The following is a 17,182-nucleotide window of genomic DNA, read 5'->3' as shown; positions in this document are numbered from 1 at the left end:
AGCTGTCATGAAAATATTACGATATATCCTCTTCTCCATCAGCATGTTCACTTTTACCGGCTGCGAGAAATTTTTAACAACAGAGCCTGTAAACGCGGTTTCAGACGAAACCACCATTGTTGATAAAGTTTCTGCCGAAACAGCCCTTAGGGCAGTTTACCGACAATTTGGGAGCCAGGGCTATTATGGCGAAAACTACGTTACTTTTGGTTATTTCCCCAGTGGCGATATAAAAAACCTTACAACGGGCGGCTCGGCCAACTTTATAAATGTAAACTTCCGGGCAGATGACGTGCTTTTCAATACCACATGGGTGGCCATATATTCCGCTATCAATAGGGCAAACCATGTGATAGCGAAGGTGCCTTCTGTAAATGATCCATTGCTAACTACCGAATTGAAGAACCAATATGTAGGCGAAGCAAAATTTTTAAGGGCCTTAGCCTATTTTGACCTGGCACGTGCCTGGGGTGGAGTACAGCTAATTCTTGAACCTACTACCTCGCTCCAAAATACGCCACAAGTAAAAAGAAGCACCTTAGAGCAAACCTATGCGCAGGTATTAAAAGACCTGGAAGACGCAGAAACCCTGCTGCCTGATGTGGTGAATAGGATCAGGGCTACCAGGCGCACAGTTTGGGCCTTACGGGCAAGGTTGCACCTTTACAAAAAAGAATGGGCTTTGGCCGAAGAATATGCCACCAAGCTAATTGAAAAAACCGCAGATTACACCCTGATCAAACCTTATGGCGCCTGGTTTCAGAACGATGCCAAAGCCACCCGGGAATCAATATTTGAGTTAGAGTTTAGCGCTATTAACCCCAATGCAACCCGCATACAAATGGCGCACTCTACCAACGGAGGTCAATACCGGTATGCGCCAAATGACAGGTTTATACAATTACTGAACGATCCTGCCATAGGTGGTGGACGTAGCGCATTAATAGGCAGCGTTACACAAAGCGGCATTGTTAATTGGTACGGTAATTTATACTACCGTAAAGATGCTTCAGATCCGGCTTACATTTTCAGGATAGCCGAAATGTACCTCATACGTGCCGAAGCCAGGGCGCATCTAAATAACCTTTCGGCTACCACAGGCGCATTGTATGATCTTAACCAGATACGTGATAGAGCAGGGCTTGCGCCATCGGCAGCGGTAACGCAGCAAGACATTTTGCTGGCCATAGAGGAAGAAAGAAGGTATGAATTTGCTTTTGAAGCACACCGTTGGTATGATCTGGCCAGAACAGGCCGGGCAAAGGTTGTTTTGGAAGCCTTAGATGCTAATACCAAGGTAGAAGATTATGAATATTTGTTCCCCATACCTGCAACACAGCTCCTGCTTGACCCCAATAATTTAGAGAAAAATCCAGGCTATTAACCTATAAAATATAAGTCCATGAGTTTTTTTAATAATGATAAACCAGTGCAATGGAGTGCAACCAGCAAGTTGGTTTTACGCTTCTTCTTTGTCTATTTCTTTATTCAGGCCGTTCCGCTCGACTGGAAGTTCTACAAAGAGATTTTTACTACCAATTGGTTGCATGCCTCGTTCTTCGATTGGTTTAAACTTACTACCTACTCACCCCGGTTTTTCGGGCTGAGCGGGTATGCCAATTGGCTGGTTGCGGCAATATTAGCGGTGGCGGGCGCATTCATTTGGAAAAATGTAGAGAAAAATAAAAGCGTTGACGATGATAGGATCTATTACTGGCTAAGGGTAATTTTGCGTTACCGTTTGGCTATCGGCGTTATTGCCTTTGGTCTTATCAAACTGTTCCCGTTGCAGATGCCTTACCCTTCATTAAGTAATCTGCATACCAATTATGGCGATTTCCTCCCCTGGAAAATCTATTTCCATACCCTGGGCATTGCACAGCCCTACGAAGTATTTTTGGGAACAGTAGAGGTGGTTGCAGGGTTGTTGTTGCTCAACAGGAAAACAGCCACTTTTGGGGCGGGTATTGTTATCGGTTTTACGGGAAATATTTTTGTCGCAAATTTGGCCTATGATATTGGCCAGGATGTGTACAGCCTATATCTTACCTTGTTGGCCATAGCACTTTTTGCTTATGATGCCCCCCGCTTATATAGCTTGCTTATAGTGCAGAAACAAACTATAGCCAATAAATATCAGCCTGCTTTTACAGCCATCCAATCCGGGGCAAGGGTAGCGCTAAAGGTATTGGCCGCAATTTTTATCGTAGTACTAAGTGTATCAACTTATGCCAATTATAGCAAACATCCTTATAAATTGCCGCAAACGGCTGGGTTAAAAGGCAGTTATGGCTATTACAATGTACGCACCTTTAAGCTCAATAATGTCGAGATCCCCTATTCGGTTACAGATAGTAACAGGTGGCAAAATGTAGTATTCGAAAAATGGGCAACCATTAGCATTAAAACAGCAAGGCCCATTGTTATTGATAATTCCATAGGCGATGAATACCGGGAGAAAGATATAGACAGAAACTACGAATCGGCAGGAGTAGGTGGCCGCAGGTATTTTGCCTACGGGGCAGATACCGTTAACCACGTACTGGAACTGGCTAATAAAAACAAACACCACAAAGCGGAAAAATTTACCTTTCACTATCAGTTTGTTAACGATTCTACCATTGTGCTGAATGGGGTGAATGAAAAACGGGATTCCATTTATGCCGTATTGGAAAAGATCAACAGAAAATACATGTTGTACGAAGGCCGCAGAAAGCCTGTAAAACTATAGGGAAATGAGCGAAGTAATTGACACATCCACACCCCAAACGGCTATAAAAGCATGGACAGGCTTCCAAAAGTTTGTTTTCAGAACATTCTTTGTGTTTTTTGTCATACTGATAGTGCCGTTCAATTCGGGCTATTACAAAAACTGGTTTACTACCGATTGGAAGAACCTGCACATCAGGGATATCGGAAAATTGAGCGGATCGTCGTTTAGCCCCGTTAAGGTAGCCACTAAAAGAGATGGAGGTAATGATACCGGCGGCATACCCAATTCAAAGCAATATCTGTACACCATATATCCCCAAAGTGGCGAATTTGGATTGGAGAGCTACATTAACTGGGGCATAGCTTTCGTACTTGGCCTTATTGGTGCCGCAATATGGACATTGGCCGATAGAAAGCCGCGGAACTACGATATACTTTACTACTTTTTAGGGGTTTTAGTGAGCTATGCTATGCTCATACAGCTAAATGGGCTAACTTTTTCCAAAATGTTCCCCACCCAAATGCCCGATCTGGCATTAACCCAGTTGAATACGCCGTTTGGCGATTTTGTAGCCCAAAAGCTATACTGGATACAATTCAGCTTTGTGCACAACTACGAACGTTTTGCAGGTTGGGCCGAATTGACAATTATGCTCTTGCTGTTTTTCAGACAAACCCGGGCTTTTGGAGCGGCTTTAGCATTGGCCATGATAGGCAACATCGCCTTTGCCAACCATGCCTACGATGGCGGTATCCACCTGGCGGCCTCGTTTTATGCTTTGGGTGGAGCATTTGTACTTTGGCGCTACATTCCCTCATTATGGCGTTTGCTGGTAAAAGAACAGGATACACAGTTAGGCATTACCTATTATCCGTTTAAAAAAACCCGGGAAAAGTACTTCAGGATAGCATTTAAAGCTTTTGTTTTTCTGTTCTTTTTTGTTCTTGCAGGCTATCTGCATTGGGACAATTACAAGCACGATTCCTACAAAGTACCTTCGCGGCCGGGCCTGGCCAATGCCCGTGGCTTGTATAGTGTAGATGAATTTAAACTCAATAATAAGGTACTTCCTTATTCCCCCGTCGATTCGTTACGCTGGCAGAATGTGACTCTCGAAAAATGGTCAACCCTGTCATTTACGGTATTTAACACCTTTATGATACACGGCGAGGCTGGCCGGGGCAAACAAATTAAAGACATAGACAGAACTTACGAATCGGCAGGAACCGGGGGTGGCCGCAGGCATTTTTATTACGAAATAGATTCGGCAAACCAAATACTGCATTTACAGAACAAGAACAAGGTATATAAAGATCAAAAACTCGATTTGCATTACCAACGGCCAACACCCGGCCAATTGGTACTATGGGGTAAGAACGAATATCAGGATTCCATATACCTGGTGCTCAACCGAAGGGACAAAACTTATCCCATATTTGGAAAACGGGAAGACCACATCATCTGGAAGCCTTAAAAACATATTATCATGGCAACAAGTAATACAGCTTTTTCCGCCACTTATCCGGGCGGTTTATATTCAAACGAAAGATGGACAGAAACCCAAAAGATCTGGTTCCGTATAGCGTTTATCTTTTTTACGCTATGTTCCATTCCGCTCGATTTTGGGTTTTACCGCATGATCTTCCATTTCGATTATGCTCATCTCAATTACAGGCACTTGACCGAGGTGGTAGCCTTTTTCAACCCACAGTTCATCAACATTTTTTCCGAGAGCGGATTTTTTGGGCTGGCCAGCTATGTCAATTTGCCTTTTGTGCTGCTCATTGCCATTATTGGCGCCCTGATATGGGGAAAGTTAGATAAAGCCAGTGTGAACTACAACAAACTGTACTACTGGGTAAGGGTATTTGCCCGGTACCGTGTAGCTTATGCAGGTATAGGCTGGGGCTATAAAAAATTGTTTATTATGCAAATGCCCCGCCAATATGAAGGATTGTGGAATACCGAAATTATTGATTTTTTTGCCAAAAGACTATATTGGGAAGCGTTGAGTGTAGCGCCCCGTTACGAAGTATTTTTAGGCTTTGCCGAGTTTATTGGCGGCTTCCTGCTATTGTTTAGAAAAACAACCACGCTGGGGGCAGCCATCGCCTTTGTGGTATTTGGCAATATCGCCATTTCCAACCACGCTTACGATATCGGCGAACAGGTTCCCAGTGCCCTTATGGCCATATTAGCCGCATTTGTTTTGTGGAAAGATATTCCGGCCATCTACCAGTTGCTGGTAAAAGAAAAAGACAGTAAGATAAGCCATTACTATCCGCAGTTTAAGAAAGCCTGGCAAAAATATACCCGTTGGTCGATAAAATTTGCGTTCAATTTTGTGTTTGTGGTATTGTTTTTCATCTTCGAGGTGTACGCCTACACACACAATGATTTCTATAAAATCCCGAATACACCGGGATTGAAAAACACCACAGGATTTTACGAAGTTTCAGAATTCAGGGTCAACAATAAGCTTATCCCTTATAACCCTTTGGATACTGTTCGCTGGCAAAATGTAACTTTCGAAGATTGGTCGTCTATAAGTGTAAAATTTGCCAACAGGCCGCAGCAGATCGAAATGTTTGCAGCGGGAAGTTACCCGGGAAACAACGAGGTGTACGACGGGAAATGGTATTTTCATATTCAGGGAGATATCAGAAGATATGGAAGTGCAGGAAAGCGTAAGAAAAAACGTGACCCTTCTCAACGGGATTTAAATATCACGTGGGAATCTTCCGGCATGTCGGGCAGGCACTGGTATTATTATAAAGCCGATACTGTTAAGCAGATTTTGTATCTTCAAAACAAGAATCGTTCTAATCGTAATGAAACAATGAAACTGCATTACGAAAGGCCGGCCCCGAACAGGATTATTTTAAAAGGGATAGATGACAGGGACAATCTGATTGAAGTGGTGTTGGACAGGTCAGCGTACAAGTACCCCCTGTTAGAAGGCCGAAAAGCCCGGTAAAACAATAGTAAACAATTATGGAAGGTAAAATAATAATAGCAGGCGGAACAGGCGCTTTAGGCCAGTGCTTAACGGCTTATTTATCAACCTATGAACTGGTTATACTAAGCCGAAAGCCACCGGATGCCCGGGGGAACGTTAGATATATTTACTGGGACGGTATTACCACAGGAGATTGGGTGAATGAGCTTGTTAATGCCACTGCTATTATTAACCTAACAGGAAAATCGGTAAATTGCAGGTACACCAAAGCCAATAAAAACGCTATCATTACATCGCGGGTAAATAGTACCCTGGCCATAGGAAAGGCCATAAGTGAATTGCAAAACCCGCCAAAGGTATGGATAAATGCAGGTTCGGCGGCCATATATGGCAACCGTGGTGATACATTGTTAGATGAACAGGCATCCTTTGGCGATGATTTTTCGGCAGAAGTTTGCAAACAGTGGGAAAAAGCATTCCACACTTATTCAAACCCGGAAACAAGAAAGGTCTTGTTAAGAATTGGTCTTGTACTACAAAAAGACAAGGGAATATTAAAGCCATTTTTAAATCTGGCTAAATTTGGTTTCGGAGGGAAAATAGGTAGTGGCAGGCAATACATTACCTGGATACATGAAACAGATTTTGCAGCGCTGGTTAGCTGGATAATTAACGACGGTAGCATAAATGGAGTAATAAATGCTGCCAGCCCACAGCCTGTTGAAAATAAAATATTTATGAAAAGCATCAGGCAGGCCATCAATTTTCCTTTCGGTATTCCCAATCCTGCAATTTTTACAATATTGGGCGGCTGGCTAATCGGTACTGAGCCTGTATTGATACTGTCGGGGAGAAGGGTAATTTCCACTGTACTAAAGCAAGCAGGATATACTTTTGCATTTCCATACCTTGACAAGGCGTTAAATAACTTATTAAAGCAATAAAGTTGGGCAGCACCACAACATACGATGCCATTGTAATTGGCTCAGGGCCGAATGGACTGGCGGCAGCCATTGCTATACAACAGCAGGGCCTGTCTGTTTTACTTATTGAGGGCAAAGAAGAAATAGGAGGAGGTTTAAGGTCGGCAGAGCTTACCTTGCCCGGCTACGTATCTGATATATGCTCGGCCATACATCCGTTGGCCATAGCCTCTCCATTCTTCCAAACGTTACCTTTGCAGGAACACGGTTTGCAATATGTTTTTCCTATCCATGCGGCGGCACATCCGTTTGATAATGGCCAAGCGGCATACCTTACCCATAGTTTGACACAGACGGCCCAGGCCCTGGAAACAGATAAGGAGAACTACCTGGATCTGATAGCGCCAATTGTGGCCGGTTGGCCAAAAATTGCCAATGATGTTTTAGCTCCGCTCCATTTTCCAAAACATCCCATAGCTATGACAAAATTTGGCTTAAAAGCCATCACCTCAGCCACATTTTTAGCCAGGACATTTAAAAGCGAGAAAGCGAAAGGGTTGTGGGCCGGTATGGCGGCACACGCCATACAACCATTAACAAACCTCAGCACCTCGGCCATTGGATTGGTACTTATAGCAGCAGCTCATCTTAAAGGCTGGCCCATTCCTGTAGGTGGTTCTAAAAGTATTGCCCATGCTTTGGTAGCTTATTTTAAGAAGATAGGCGGAACGGTGCAAACGGGAACCTTTATCAGCTCTTTGTCTCAGTTGCCGTCCAGCAGAACCCTACTCTTTGATATTGGCCCGCAACAATTGCTCAAAATTGCCGGACACCGGTTTTCAAATATCTATCGGTGGCAGTTAGAGAAATACCGTTATGGTATGGGGGTTTACAAGGTAGATTGGGCATTAGATGGTCAGGTGCCATTTAAAGACGAAAATGCCAGGCTTGCGGGTACCGTACATTTGGGTGGTACATTAAAAGAAATAGCATGGTCTGAACAACAAAGTGCCAAAGGCAATTATGTAGAAAAGCCTTTTGTGCTGCTGGCACAGCAAAGTTTATTCGACCACACCCGTGCGCCACAAGGTAAACACGTAGCATGGGCTTACTGCCATGTACCAAATGGTTCGGTAAGGAATATGACCGCCGAAATAGAAAATCAGGTAGAACGTTTCGCCCCTGGCTTTAAAGAAAGGATATTGGCCCGGCACACCATGAACACCCGGGAATTAGAGCAGTATAACCCAAACTACATTGGTGGCGATATTAATGGTGGTATCATTGACCTTGCCCAGTTGTTTACCCGCCCAGCCTTGCGCAGTTCGCCGTATCGTACGTCGACCAAGGGCCTGTATATTTGTTCATCATCAACTCCACCGGGCGGAGGAGTACATGGTATGTGTGGTTATCATGCTGCAAAAACGGCGCTGAAAGATATATTTAATATAGAATAGTTCAGGGTGATGAAATAATAACAGCAGATATGAAGATATAACGCATGATTCACACACACAGAATTGAAATCGCACAAGAGAAAAACAATTCCTTGTATGAAGAAAGAATTATTGCGCTTTCGGTTTTTCATTCCACCGAATTACAGTTATTACTAATTAAACAATAATAAATTTTTACTATGATAGCTTTACAAAAGAAAGTAATCCTGCCCGAAGACTGGGCCGTAGTTGTGCTCGGTTTTCTGGCTATTATTCTCTCATTAGGAGGTATAATACTGGCATCGCCAATTTATGACTGGACTTATCTGTCTGAACTTACCGGCTCAGTATTAGGTGCAGAAAACCTGCTAAAGATTGCCCTGCAATTTATTTATGTATTCATCATTGCCTTGTTAGGCACATTTATTACCGGCGGCTCCGTAAAAAATACAGCGAAAGGTTTTCCGGTAATATACCTGCTAACGGTATTGGCCCTGATTATTTCGGGCAACGGACGTTTAAAGGTGCTCAATCTTGAAGCTGTTATTTTCAGCCTGGCCATTGGTTTGCTTATCGGTAATTTATTCAAACTACCTGCCTGGCTCAGGCAATCATTGGCTTCAGAATTCTTTGTAAAGATCGGTTTGGTTTTACTGGGAACAAGCGTTATTTTCTCAGATATTCTAAAGGCGGGTTCCCTGGGATTGATCCAGGCACTGGTGGTGGTTTTATCCGTATGGTATTTCTCTTTCTGGGTGTGCAAAAAGCTAAAAGTAGATAGCGAACTTTCCATGATGCTTTCAAGCGCCGTATCCATTTGCGGTGTTTCTGCAGCCATTGCTACCTCCGGGGCCATTAAAGGCGATTCTAAAAAACTTTCGCTGGTTATCTCGTTGGTATTAATTACGGCTGTTCCTATGATGGTTTTTATGCCCTATATCGCCAGCTATTTCGGTTTTAAGCAGGAGGTTACCGGCGCCTGGCTGGGCGGAACTATTGATACTACCGGTGCCGTGGTAGCCTCGGGAAGCCTGGTTGGAGATATTGCACTAAAGTACAGCACCATTGTAAAATTCTCACAAAACGTGCTCCTGGGAATAGCCGCCTTTGCCATTTCTGTTTACTGGACTTACACGAAGAATCCTGCCGGACAGGATAAAGAAACGAACCCTACGTTAAAAGTGATCTGGGAACGGTTCCCTAAGTTTGTTATCGGTTTTATTGCCGCATCGCTTATATTTTCCTTTCTCCTGTCTCCAGAGCTTACTGCCGGCGTTAAAAATCCAATTAAGAGTTTACAGGGATTATGGTTTGCGCTGGCCTTTACCAGCATTGGCCTGGAAACTAATTTCAGGGATTTAGTTGGCGTACAGAACAGGAAACCGGTTTATGCATTCCTCATCGCTCAAACCTTTAACATTTTTATCACTCTCATTATTGCTTATATTTTGTTCGGGTAATATTATTTTCCAATCTTTTACTTATGCAATAAAAAAAGCCATCCTTTGAGATGGCTTTTCTGTGTTTGTTGTTATTTAGGCTTGGAGATAATATTAATTCTCGGTATTTAGCTTTTCGCGTAGCGATTCTATTAAACGACCGCCTTTATAGTAATAGCGTTTCCAGTAAGGCTCGTCCAGGTTACTGATCATAACCCCCCGGCTGCTGGATGCATGAGCAAACTTATTGTCGCCGATATAAACACCGATATGCGATATCGACCGGCTTTTGATCTTAAAGAAAACCAGGTCGCCTTCTTTCAGCTCGTCCTTATCAATCGGGTTTACCATGCTGAAAATGTTGCGGGAATTATTACCGATAACCGTATTGAACACTTTATCATACAGTTGGTAGGCAAAACCCGAACAATCTATACCGCGTTTGGTATCGCCACCAAGACGGTATGGCGTACCGATCCAGTCGTAAATAAACTGGTATAATTTTAGATTAGATGTTGCCGAAATAGCTACACCCATAATCTGTGAAAAATAATCTTTTGCTAAATTATCCGGATCCTGAACCTCGGTTTTTGAACCTTTTGCCGGTGTTGTTTGCGCCTGGGCAGACACAAAAGTGCATACAAGCAGTAATGCTACAATTAGTTTTTTCCCCATTCTTTTTTAAACTCGTTTAATAGTTAAACAACAAGACTATAAACGCCTCATCACTCATCATGCTCAACAAAAACGTTACAAACGTAAAATAAATAGTTGAGCTATACAACCCCAAATTATTGTTTTTTCAACAACGTTCTTTTCGTAAAGATGTTATCTGTAAGCAACAAAACATTTTGATTTTCTTTTTTTTAGTAATCTATGATTAGATTTGCCTTCCCAAAATAAGTATATCGAATGAGTTCAGTAGAAATTACTAAAGACACCTATTTACAGTGGTATGAGTCTATGCTGCTAATGCGCAAATTTGAGGAAAAAGCCGGCCAGCTGTATGGTCAGCAAAAGATCCGTGGATTCTGCCATTTATATATAGGTCAGGAAGCCGTAGTAGCCGGCGCCATTTCAGCGATGAAAAAAGGCGACTCTATGATTACTACCTATCGTGACCACGCACATGCCATAGCACTGGGTTTAGAGCCTAAAAAAGTAATGGCAGAGCTATACGGTAAAGTTACCGGCTGTTCAAAAGGTAAAGGTGGTTCTATGCACATGTTCAGCAAAGAGCATCATTTTTATGGCGGCCATGCCATTGTAGGCGGTCAGATACCCTTAGGTGCTGGTATAGCCTTTGCCGAAAAATATAAAGGAACCGACCACGTAAATATTTGCTACATGGGCGATGGCGCTGTACGGCAGGGTGCGCTGAATGAAACATTCAATATGGCCATGCTTTGGAAATTACCGGTGATTTTTGTTTGCGAAAATAACGGTTATGCCATGGGAACATCGGTGGCACGTACCACCAACATGGTTGATATCTATAAAATCGGTTTAGGATTCGATATGCCTTGTGCTCCGGTTAACGGAATGGATCCGGCAGAGGTGCATACAGCAATGGATGAAGCCATTCAGCGGGCACGTAACGGCGAAGGGCCAACTTTCCTTGAGATACGTACCTATCGCTATAAAGGGCACTCGATGTCAGACCCGGCGAAATACCGTACCAAAGAAGAGCTGGAATCCTATAAAGCCAAAGACCCGATCGAACTGGTGAAACATACCATTCTGGAGAAAAAATATGCTGATGAAGCCTGGATCGAAGAAATAGGGCAAAAAGTAAAGGATATTGTTGATGATGCGGTAAAATTTGCCGAAGAATCTCCGTTCCCGGAATCGCATGAATTATATGAGGATGTATACGTAGATGCAGATTATCCTTTTATCCGCAGCTAAGATAAATTTAATATAAAAAGCGTATCTGTTCTATATTGCCAGTATTGAGCCGATTACGATGCTTTATTTTGATATTTTGAATTATTGATATTTTTTTATTGTTTTATAAGGTATCAATGAGCCCGCCAGTTGGCAGGGTTTTTACTTTTGAACCGAGCTTTAGCGAGCTCATTGAAAATAATTTTTACTTTGACACTGATATAAACGCAAATCTATAGAACAACATGGCAGAAGTAGTCCGCATGCCCAAAATGAGCGATACCATGACCGAAGGGGTGATCGCCAAATGGCACAAAAAAGTTGGAGATAAAGTAAGTTCAGGCGATTTGGTTGCCGAAATAGAAACCGATAAGGCTACCATGGATTTCGAATCTTTCCAGGAAGGTACCTTATTATATATTGGTGCACAGGAAGGCGATGCCGTTCCGGTAGATGCTGTGATAGCCGTGTTAGGCGAAGAAGGCGAAGATTATAAAGCTGCCCTGGATGCAGCCGGCGGCGAAAGCCCTAAAAAAGAGGAAAAACCAGCCCAGCCCGAATCTGAATCTGGCACTAAGGAAGAAAAACAACCGGAAGAAAAACCTGCTGCGGAGGAATCGAAAGGCGAAACCGTTACGCCCGAATCGCTGGGAGCAACCGTTATCCGGATGCCTTTATTAAGCGATACTATGACCGAAGGCGTTATTGCCGAATGGAATAAAAAAGTGGGTGATACGGTGAAAAGCGATGATGTTCTGGCTGAGGTTGAAACCGACAAAGCCACCATGGAAGTTACCGCTTACGCCGAAGGTACACTGTTATATATTGGCGTTGAAAAAGGACAAGCCGCCAAGGTAAACGATATTATTGCCATTGTTGGTAAAGAAGGCACCGATATTACACCGCTTTTAAAGCAATCTGCTGCACCTAAAGGAGGAGAAAGCAAGGCTGCTGAATCTTCTAAACCCGAAACGGTTACACCTGAAAAACCAGAGGAACAAGCGGCCAGCACTTCATCATCAGCAGATGATTCACGCGTAAAAGCCTCGCCTTTGGCACGTAAAATAGCTAAAGATAAAGGCATTGACCTGAGCCAGGTAAAAGGTTCGGCAGAAGGCGGCCGTATTGTTAAAAAAGATATCGAAGGCTTTACACCTTCAACACAACAAATTGCAGAAGCCGCCCCGAAAGCCGCTGCTTCTGCCGGTGCACAGGCTGTTACTATTCCGCAATACGTTGGCGAAGAAAAATACACCGAAAAGCCTGTTTCGCAAATGCGTAAGGTTATTGCCAAGCGCTTATCAGAAAGCCTGTTTACCGCCCCTCATTTCTACCTGACCATTAGTGTAGATATGGATAACGCTATAGCTGCCCGCACACGGATCAATGACGTGGCTCCGGTAAAAGTATCTTTCAATGATATTGTAATTAAAGCAGTAGCCGTAGCCTTAAAGAAACACCCGGCCGTTAATTCTTCGTGGGAAGGTGATAAGATCCGCTTTAACGAGCATACCAACATTGGCGTGGCCATGGCTGTTGAAGACGGCTTGCTGGTTCCTGTAGTTCGTTTTGCAGACGGTAAATCCTTATCACATATCTCTGCCGAAGTGAAAGATTTCGGTGCGAAAGCAAAAGCCAAGAAACTACAACCGTCAGATTGGGAAGGCTCAACGTTCACCGTATCTAACTTAGGCATGTTCGGTATTGATGAGTTTACATCGATCATTAACTCGCCGGACGGAGCCATTTTATCTGTAGGAGCCATCCAGGCTGTACCGGTAGTTAAAAATGGTGCTGTAGTACCTGGCAATATCATGAAGCTGACCTTAGGCTGCGACCACCGTGTAGTAGACGGCGCAACCGGTGCTGCTTTCTTACAAACCTTAAAACAGTTGTTAGAAGAGCCCATCCGGTTATTAGCATAAAAAATCTTTCTTATTAGAGGATAAATAAAAAATCCGGAAGCTGATCAGCTTCCGGATTTTTTGTGCTTATTGAAATTAACTTTAAACGGATATCTGCTTACAATTTGGCTGGGGATCGTTCATAACGAGTGTCTCATTATATGGCGTTTATAACACCAAAGACTATAATTGCTGATGATGCCAACTGACCGTAGTTTGTGCGCTGGGCAATAAGGTTTGGAGAACTACGGATTGTTTAATAAAAAAGAGTTTAAAACTCAGGCGTGTTTCTGGAAGTGTTGCTAACGCAGGTAACTCTCGCTGGTCCCTCGCTGGCGCACGTCTGTGGCGTGTGCCTGAGAAGTACCGGCACAAAAGCCAGAGGCTTTAAAGTAGCCGGACGAAGCAGGAGCTTCGCCCTATCGGAGCTTTTTAGACATCTCCTATTAATTGTTGTAGCACCTGCCTCTGCCAGCTAAACCCAATTGCAGCGGATACCGGCCTGTGGCTAATGCTTGCAGGCGTATGAGCGAAAAGTGGGACTACAGCGGCCGAAGCCTCCCAGCCTTTGCTTTTCTGATAAACCGGTTTGAATTTTATAAAAAAGTTCCTACATTTGCGTCCCCGTTTAGTGCGGGATAATGTATTAAAAATCAAGTAATAAATGCAACAGTACGAAACAGTAGTAGTTCTTACCCCGTTGTTATCAGAAGATTCTGCGAAAGAGGCCATTGCCAAATTCAGCAAAATTTTAACCGATAACGGAGCCGAAATTATCCATGAGGATAATTGGGGTTTGAAAAAATTAGCGTACCCTATTCAGAAAAAAACTACAGGGTATTATCACCTAACAGAATTCAAGGCTCCGGGTGAATTAATTGGTAAACTGGAGGTTGAATACAAGCGTGATGAGCGTGTAATGCGTTTTCTGACTATTGCTTTAGACAAGCATGCCATTGCGTACAATGAGAAAAAACGCAGCGGCGCTTTCAACCAGAAAAAAACAAAAACTGAGGAGGTAGCAGGATAATGGCAAAAGAGCAAATTCAGTACGTTACTGCTCCCAAGGTGGAGGATAACCGCAAAAAATACTGCCGCTTTAAGAAAAACGGCATCAAGTACATTGACTATAAGGATGCCAACTTCCTGCTGAAATTTGTAAACGACCAGGGAAAAGTATTACCCCGCCGTTTAACCGGAACTTCGCTGAAATTTCAGCGTAAGGTAGCCCAGGCAGTAAAACGTGCCCGTCACATTGGTTTATTACCTTATGTTACAGACTCATTAAAATAGGGGGATAAGCGACATGGAAATTATATTAAAACAGGATATTAAAAACCTTGGCGAAAAAGACGACATTGTAGTTGTTAAGCCGGGCTATGGACGCAATTACCTGATTCCGAAAGGCTATGCCGTTTTGGCTACTTCTTCTGCAAAGAAAGTGCTGGCCGAAAACATTAAGCAAGCCCAGTTTAAACAGGAAAAAATTAAAAACGATGCGCTGGCTATTGCCTCTAAGCTGGAAGGTGTTAAATTATCTATTGGCGCTAAAGCTGGCGAAAGCGGCAAGATTTTCGGTTCTGTAAATACCATACAGGTTGCCGATGCCCTGAAGAAGGAAGGATTTGAGGTTGACCGCCGTCGTATTACGTTTGAAGTTGAGCCTAAATTTGTTGGCGAATATGTAGCCAACCTTAACCTGCATAAAGAGGTTAAAGTTCAGGTTCCGTTTGAAGTAGTTGCCGAATAAGTATTATTCACAATAACACAAAAGGTGTTCCGTTTCCGGAGCACCTTTTTTATTTTTAGCCAATGGCTAAACGCAAATCCCAACGTCGCCGGTTCAGTGCTTCCGGCATATTAACCGTTATACGGAAAGCTGTATTACTTTTCATCGCTGTAACGGTATGCTGGGTGCTGTTGTACCGGTTTGTAAATCCGCCGGTAACCTGGTTAATGCTACAGCGGGGACTTGAACGTAAGTTTGATGGAAAAGACTGGAAGCTGGAAAAACAATGGCGTGATTTTGACGAGCTTTCGGCTAACCTGAAGCTTGCCGCTGTGGCTGGCGAAGATGCCCGTTTTCTGCAGCACTGGGGCTTCGACATGAACGCCATACAGAAAGCCTACCAGAAAAATGAGAAAGGTCTGCCACTTCGCGGAGGAAGCACCATTAGTCAGCAAACAGCAAAAAATGTTTTCCTGTGGCCGGGCCGCTCGTGGATTCGCAAAGGATTTGAAGCGTATTTTACGGCTTTAATAGAATTGCTATGGAGCAAAAAACGCATCCTGGAAGTGTACCTGAATGTAATAGAAACCGGCGACGGCATTTACGGCGCTGAAGCTGCTACACAAGCTTATTTTCACAAACCGGCTATCCGCTTATCGCGAAGCGAGGCAGCACTGCTGGTGGCAGTATTTCCCAATCCACGCCGGTGGTCGCCGGCAAAGCCAACGGCCTATATTTACCATAAGCAGCAACTGATTTTAAGAAATATGCGAAGGATTAGAAAGCTGGAATTTTAAGCCTCACTATTGTTTAGTTTTTTGGTTATTTAGTTAGTTGGTTAATTGTTATGGGTTACGTGCCTCGCAACCCACAACACAGTAACTCGTAATTCTTTTTATTTCTAAAATTACTTTCGAACTATACTAAAACGTACCACGTAAAACTTTTATGTTCTTGCTTCTTTTTACTTTCTGACTTTCCCGACTTTCGGACTATACACCACCTTACACCTTCTGCCTTAAGCCTCAAACCTCTACTTCAAACTAAACACCTGTGCGTGCCAACTGTCTTTTAATGGAATTTCCCAGTTTGTTTCCAGCTCGCCTACGGTTTGTACCAGGTTATTAAATACAATGGTTTCATCAGAGATAATTCCATCAGAGAGTAAGCGTTCAAATTCTGCCCTGTCGCAGGAAACAACTTCATCGGCCTCGTGGTAAGCAATGTTAAACCGGTCGAATAAATTCACACTAAAGCGGGCTTCAATTGCTTTCATTAAGGCTACAGACTTATCAATAGAACAGCCGGTAGCTTCGGCAACTGACTCATCGACCATTAAAATAATAAAACGGTTATACCGTATTTCGGCCTTAGCATACAGGTCTTTTCCATGGGCCAGCCACTGCGAAGTAAAATCAGTCAGCATATTCTGGATTTCGGCTACCTGCTCATCGCTAAAACGCTTATCCGACTGGTAAATCCATACGCGGGAATTTTTAGAAATTTCCATACTACAAAGTTACCAAATTCTTTAATTTGTATTTGTAATAAGCAACGAATGTCATGTCAATAACGAACGTCTTATTCAAACGCTCAAAAATACAGGTTGGCAGGCCTTTTTATCCCGAATGCTCGAGATTTTCCCGTACTGCCTGTCCCGAGAGGAACGATTCGGGATACGGGACTCAACTTTTGACTTATACCCGGATATGGCATCTCAGAAACCAATAAAAATGAGCCGGTTAGTGGGTTTATGGTTTAGCGCCGGCCTTATAATATGGTGTACAGCTTTCCGTGCCGACCCTGAATTTAACGCCGTACAATGGTCGCAGACATGGCTTTCACGCTGCTTTGACCCTTTTTCTGATAATATTAAACTAAAAAAATGGGAACTAAGCATCAGTAATGAGGGCTTCTTCAGGCTTCGGAAATATTTCCCTAACGGCAAGCAGGAATATTTCTCGTTTTATCTGAAACGCTTTGACGATATGAATTACATCGGCACAACTGAAGCGGGAACCATTTTGCTTAAAACCAAAAACCAGGATATCATCGTGCAAACCTATAATGACCCGAAGGGCAATATCGATTCCATGACGAATATATTACCTTTACCGGTGAAGAATATAGAGCCCGAACAACTGGATAGTTTACAACATACGCTTGCTTCTTTGAAACAAGGTTACAATTAA

Annotated in this window: 16 protein-coding genes; 14 read left to right on the top strand and 2 right to left on the bottom strand. The window is 43.2% G+C overall.

Features of this window, described 5'->3' with window-relative positions:
• Nucleotides 1-7 precede the first annotated feature (7 nt).
• The 7 genes from FW774_RS16070 (at nucleotide 8) to FW774_RS16040 (ending at nucleotide 9,491) form a co-directional block, all read left to right on the top strand.
• Nucleotides 8-1,384, top strand: coding sequence for a RagB/SusD family nutrient uptake outer membrane protein (locus FW774_RS16070; protein ID WP_149349231.1), 1,377 nt, complete (start codon nucleotides 8-10; stop codon nucleotides 1,382-1,384).
• 18 nt (nucleotides 1,385-1,402) lie between these two features.
• On the top strand, nucleotides 1,403-2,731 hold the full coding sequence (locus FW774_RS16065) for a DoxX family protein (RefSeq protein WP_149349230.1): 1,329 nt from the start codon (nucleotides 1,403-1,405) through the stop codon (nucleotides 2,729-2,731).
• 4 nt (nucleotides 2,732-2,735) lie between these two features.
• Nucleotides 2,736-4,187 carry a hypothetical protein gene (locus FW774_RS16060; protein WP_149349229.1) on the top strand — a complete coding sequence of 484 codons (1,452 nt, stop codon included), beginning with the start codon at nucleotides 2,736-2,738 and terminating at the stop codon, nucleotides 4,185-4,187.
• A 12-nt stretch (nucleotides 4,188-4,199) separates the two neighbouring features.
• Complete coding sequence (locus tag FW774_RS16055; RefSeq protein WP_149349228.1) at nucleotides 4,200-5,690, top strand: hypothetical protein; 1,491 nt, start codon at nucleotides 4,200-4,202, stop codon at nucleotides 5,688-5,690.
• A gap of 17 nt (nucleotides 5,691-5,707) precedes the next feature.
• Nucleotides 5,708-6,616, top strand: coding sequence for a TIGR01777 family oxidoreductase (locus tag FW774_RS16050; RefSeq protein WP_149349227.1), 909 nt, complete (start codon nucleotides 5,708-5,710; stop codon nucleotides 6,614-6,616).
• A gap of 2 nt (nucleotides 6,617-6,618) precedes the next feature.
• Complete coding sequence (locus FW774_RS16045; RefSeq protein WP_149349226.1) at nucleotides 6,619-8,052, top strand: phytoene desaturase family protein; 1,434 nt, start codon at nucleotides 6,619-6,621, stop codon at nucleotides 8,050-8,052.
• 179 nt (nucleotides 8,053-8,231) lie between these two features.
• The gene (locus FW774_RS16040; RefSeq protein ID WP_149349225.1) at nucleotides 8,232-9,491 is read left to right on the top strand and encodes a YeiH family protein; all 1,260 of its coding nucleotides are present in this window, start codon (nucleotides 8,232-8,234) and stop codon (nucleotides 9,489-9,491) included.
• A gap of 93 nt (nucleotides 9,492-9,584) precedes the next feature.
• On the opposite strand, the gene FW774_RS16035 is transcribed toward FW774_RS16040, so the two are convergent.
• Nucleotides 9,585-10,145 carry a C40 family peptidase gene (locus FW774_RS16035; protein ID WP_149349224.1) on the bottom strand — a complete coding sequence of 187 codons (561 nt, stop codon included), beginning with the start codon at nucleotides 10,143-10,145 and terminating at the stop codon, nucleotides 9,585-9,587.
• A gap of 237 nt (nucleotides 10,146-10,382) precedes the next feature.
• Here FW774_RS16035 and pdhA point away from each other — a divergent pair, with 237 nt between their 5' ends.
• From pdhA to mtgA, 6 genes are all read left to right on the top strand, one after another.
• Nucleotides 10,383-11,378 carry a pyruvate dehydrogenase (acetyl-transferring) E1 component subunit alpha gene (pdhA, locus tag FW774_RS16030; protein ID WP_149349223.1) on the top strand — a complete coding sequence of 332 codons (996 nt, stop codon included), beginning with the start codon at nucleotides 10,383-10,385 and terminating at the stop codon, nucleotides 11,376-11,378.
• A 224-nt stretch (nucleotides 11,379-11,602) separates the two neighbouring features.
• Nucleotides 11,603-13,282 carry a pyruvate dehydrogenase complex dihydrolipoamide acetyltransferase gene (locus FW774_RS16025; RefSeq protein ID WP_149349222.1) on the top strand — a complete coding sequence of 560 codons (1,680 nt, stop codon included), beginning with the start codon at nucleotides 11,603-11,605 and terminating at the stop codon, nucleotides 13,280-13,282.
• Between the two features lie 643 nt (nucleotides 13,283-13,925).
• Nucleotides 13,926-14,291 (top strand): 30S ribosomal protein S6, encoded by a 366-nt coding sequence (gene rpsF / locus FW774_RS16020; RefSeq protein ID WP_149349221.1) that lies wholly within the window; start codon nucleotides 13,926-13,928, stop codon nucleotides 14,289-14,291.
• Nucleotides 14,291-14,554, top strand: coding sequence for a 30S ribosomal protein S18 (rpsR, locus tag FW774_RS16015; RefSeq protein ID WP_149349220.1), 264 nt, complete (start codon nucleotides 14,291-14,293; stop codon nucleotides 14,552-14,554). Before rpsF ends, rpsR begins: the two co-directional genes overlap by 1 nt.
• Nucleotides 14,555-14,567: 13 nt before the next feature.
• A complete protein-coding gene (gene rplI / locus FW774_RS16010) occupies nucleotides 14,568-15,011 on the top strand; it encodes a 50S ribosomal protein L9 (RefSeq protein ID WP_149349219.1) in 444 nt (147 codons plus the stop codon).
• Nucleotides 15,012-15,073: 62 nt separating this feature from the next.
• Nucleotides 15,074-15,787 (top strand): monofunctional biosynthetic peptidoglycan transglycosylase, encoded by a 714-nt coding sequence (gene mtgA / locus FW774_RS16005; protein WP_149349218.1) that lies wholly within the window; start codon nucleotides 15,074-15,076, stop codon nucleotides 15,785-15,787.
• Nucleotides 15,788-16,023: 236 nt separating this feature from the next.
• Here the strand turns inward: mtgA and FW774_RS16000 are convergent, their stop codons facing one another.
• A complete protein-coding gene (locus FW774_RS16000) occupies nucleotides 16,024-16,500 on the bottom strand; it encodes an ABC transporter ATPase (protein WP_149349217.1) in 477 nt (158 codons plus the stop codon).
• Between the two features lie 199 nt (nucleotides 16,501-16,699).
• Between FW774_RS16000 and FW774_RS15995 the strand changes: the two genes are divergently transcribed.
• Nucleotides 16,700-17,182 carry a hypothetical protein gene (locus tag FW774_RS15995; RefSeq protein WP_149349216.1) on the top strand — a complete coding sequence of 161 codons (483 nt, stop codon included), beginning with the start codon at nucleotides 16,700-16,702 and terminating at the stop codon, nucleotides 17,180-17,182.

It is taken from the genome of Pedobacter sp. BS3 (genome assembly GCF_008274585.1).
Classification (GTDB): Bacteria; Bacteroidota; Bacteroidia; order Sphingobacteriales; family Sphingobacteriaceae; genus Hufsiella_A.
The sequence above is the reverse complement of the archived record's forward strand: the minus strand, read 5'-3'. Positions and strand labels throughout refer to the sequence as shown.

Coding starts and splice junctions, on each gene's coding strand:
- rpsR (WP_149349220.1), top strand. CDS start 14,291: ATGGCAAAAGAGCAAATTCAGTACGTTACTGCTCCCAAGGTGGAGGAT.
- FW774_RS16055 (WP_149349228.1), top strand. CDS start 4,200: ATGGCAACAAGTAATACAGCTTTTTCCGCCACTTATCCGGGCGGTTTA.
- FW774_RS16060 (WP_149349229.1), top strand. CDS start 2,736: ATGAGCGAAGTAATTGACACATCCACACCCCAAACGGCTATAAAAGCA.
- mtgA (WP_149349218.1), top strand. CDS start 15,074: ATGGCTAAACGCAAATCCCAACGTCGCCGGTTCAGTGCTTCCGGCATA.
- FW774_RS15995 (WP_149349216.1), top strand. CDS start 16,700: ATGGCATCTCAGAAACCAATAAAAATGAGCCGGTTAGTGGGTTTATGG.
- FW774_RS16035 (WP_149349224.1), bottom strand. CDS start 10,145: ATGGGGAAAAAACTAATTGTAGCATTACTGCTTGTATGCACTTTTGTG.
- FW774_RS16065 (WP_149349230.1), top strand. CDS start 1,403: ATGAGTTTTTTTAATAATGATAAACCAGTGCAATGGAGTGCAACCAGC.
- pdhA (WP_149349223.1), top strand. CDS start 10,383: ATGAGTTCAGTAGAAATTACTAAAGACACCTATTTACAGTGGTATGAG.
- FW774_RS16040 (WP_149349225.1), top strand. CDS start 8,232: ATGATAGCTTTACAAAAGAAAGTAATCCTGCCCGAAGACTGGGCCGTA.
- FW774_RS16050 (WP_149349227.1), top strand. CDS start 5,708: ATGGAAGGTAAAATAATAATAGCAGGCGGAACAGGCGCTTTAGGCCAG.
- FW774_RS16025 (WP_149349222.1), top strand. CDS start 11,603: ATGGCAGAAGTAGTCCGCATGCCCAAAATGAGCGATACCATGACCGAA.
- rpsF (WP_149349221.1), top strand. CDS start 13,926: ATGCAACAGTACGAAACAGTAGTAGTTCTTACCCCGTTGTTATCAGAA.
- rplI (WP_149349219.1), top strand. CDS start 14,568: ATGGAAATTATATTAAAACAGGATATTAAAAACCTTGGCGAAAAAGAC.
- FW774_RS16000 (WP_149349217.1), bottom strand. CDS start 16,500: ATGGAAATTTCTAAAAATTCCCGCGTATGGATTTACCAGTCGGATAAG.
- FW774_RS16070 (WP_149349231.1), top strand. CDS start 8: ATGAAAATATTACGATATATCCTCTTCTCCATCAGCATGTTCACTTTT.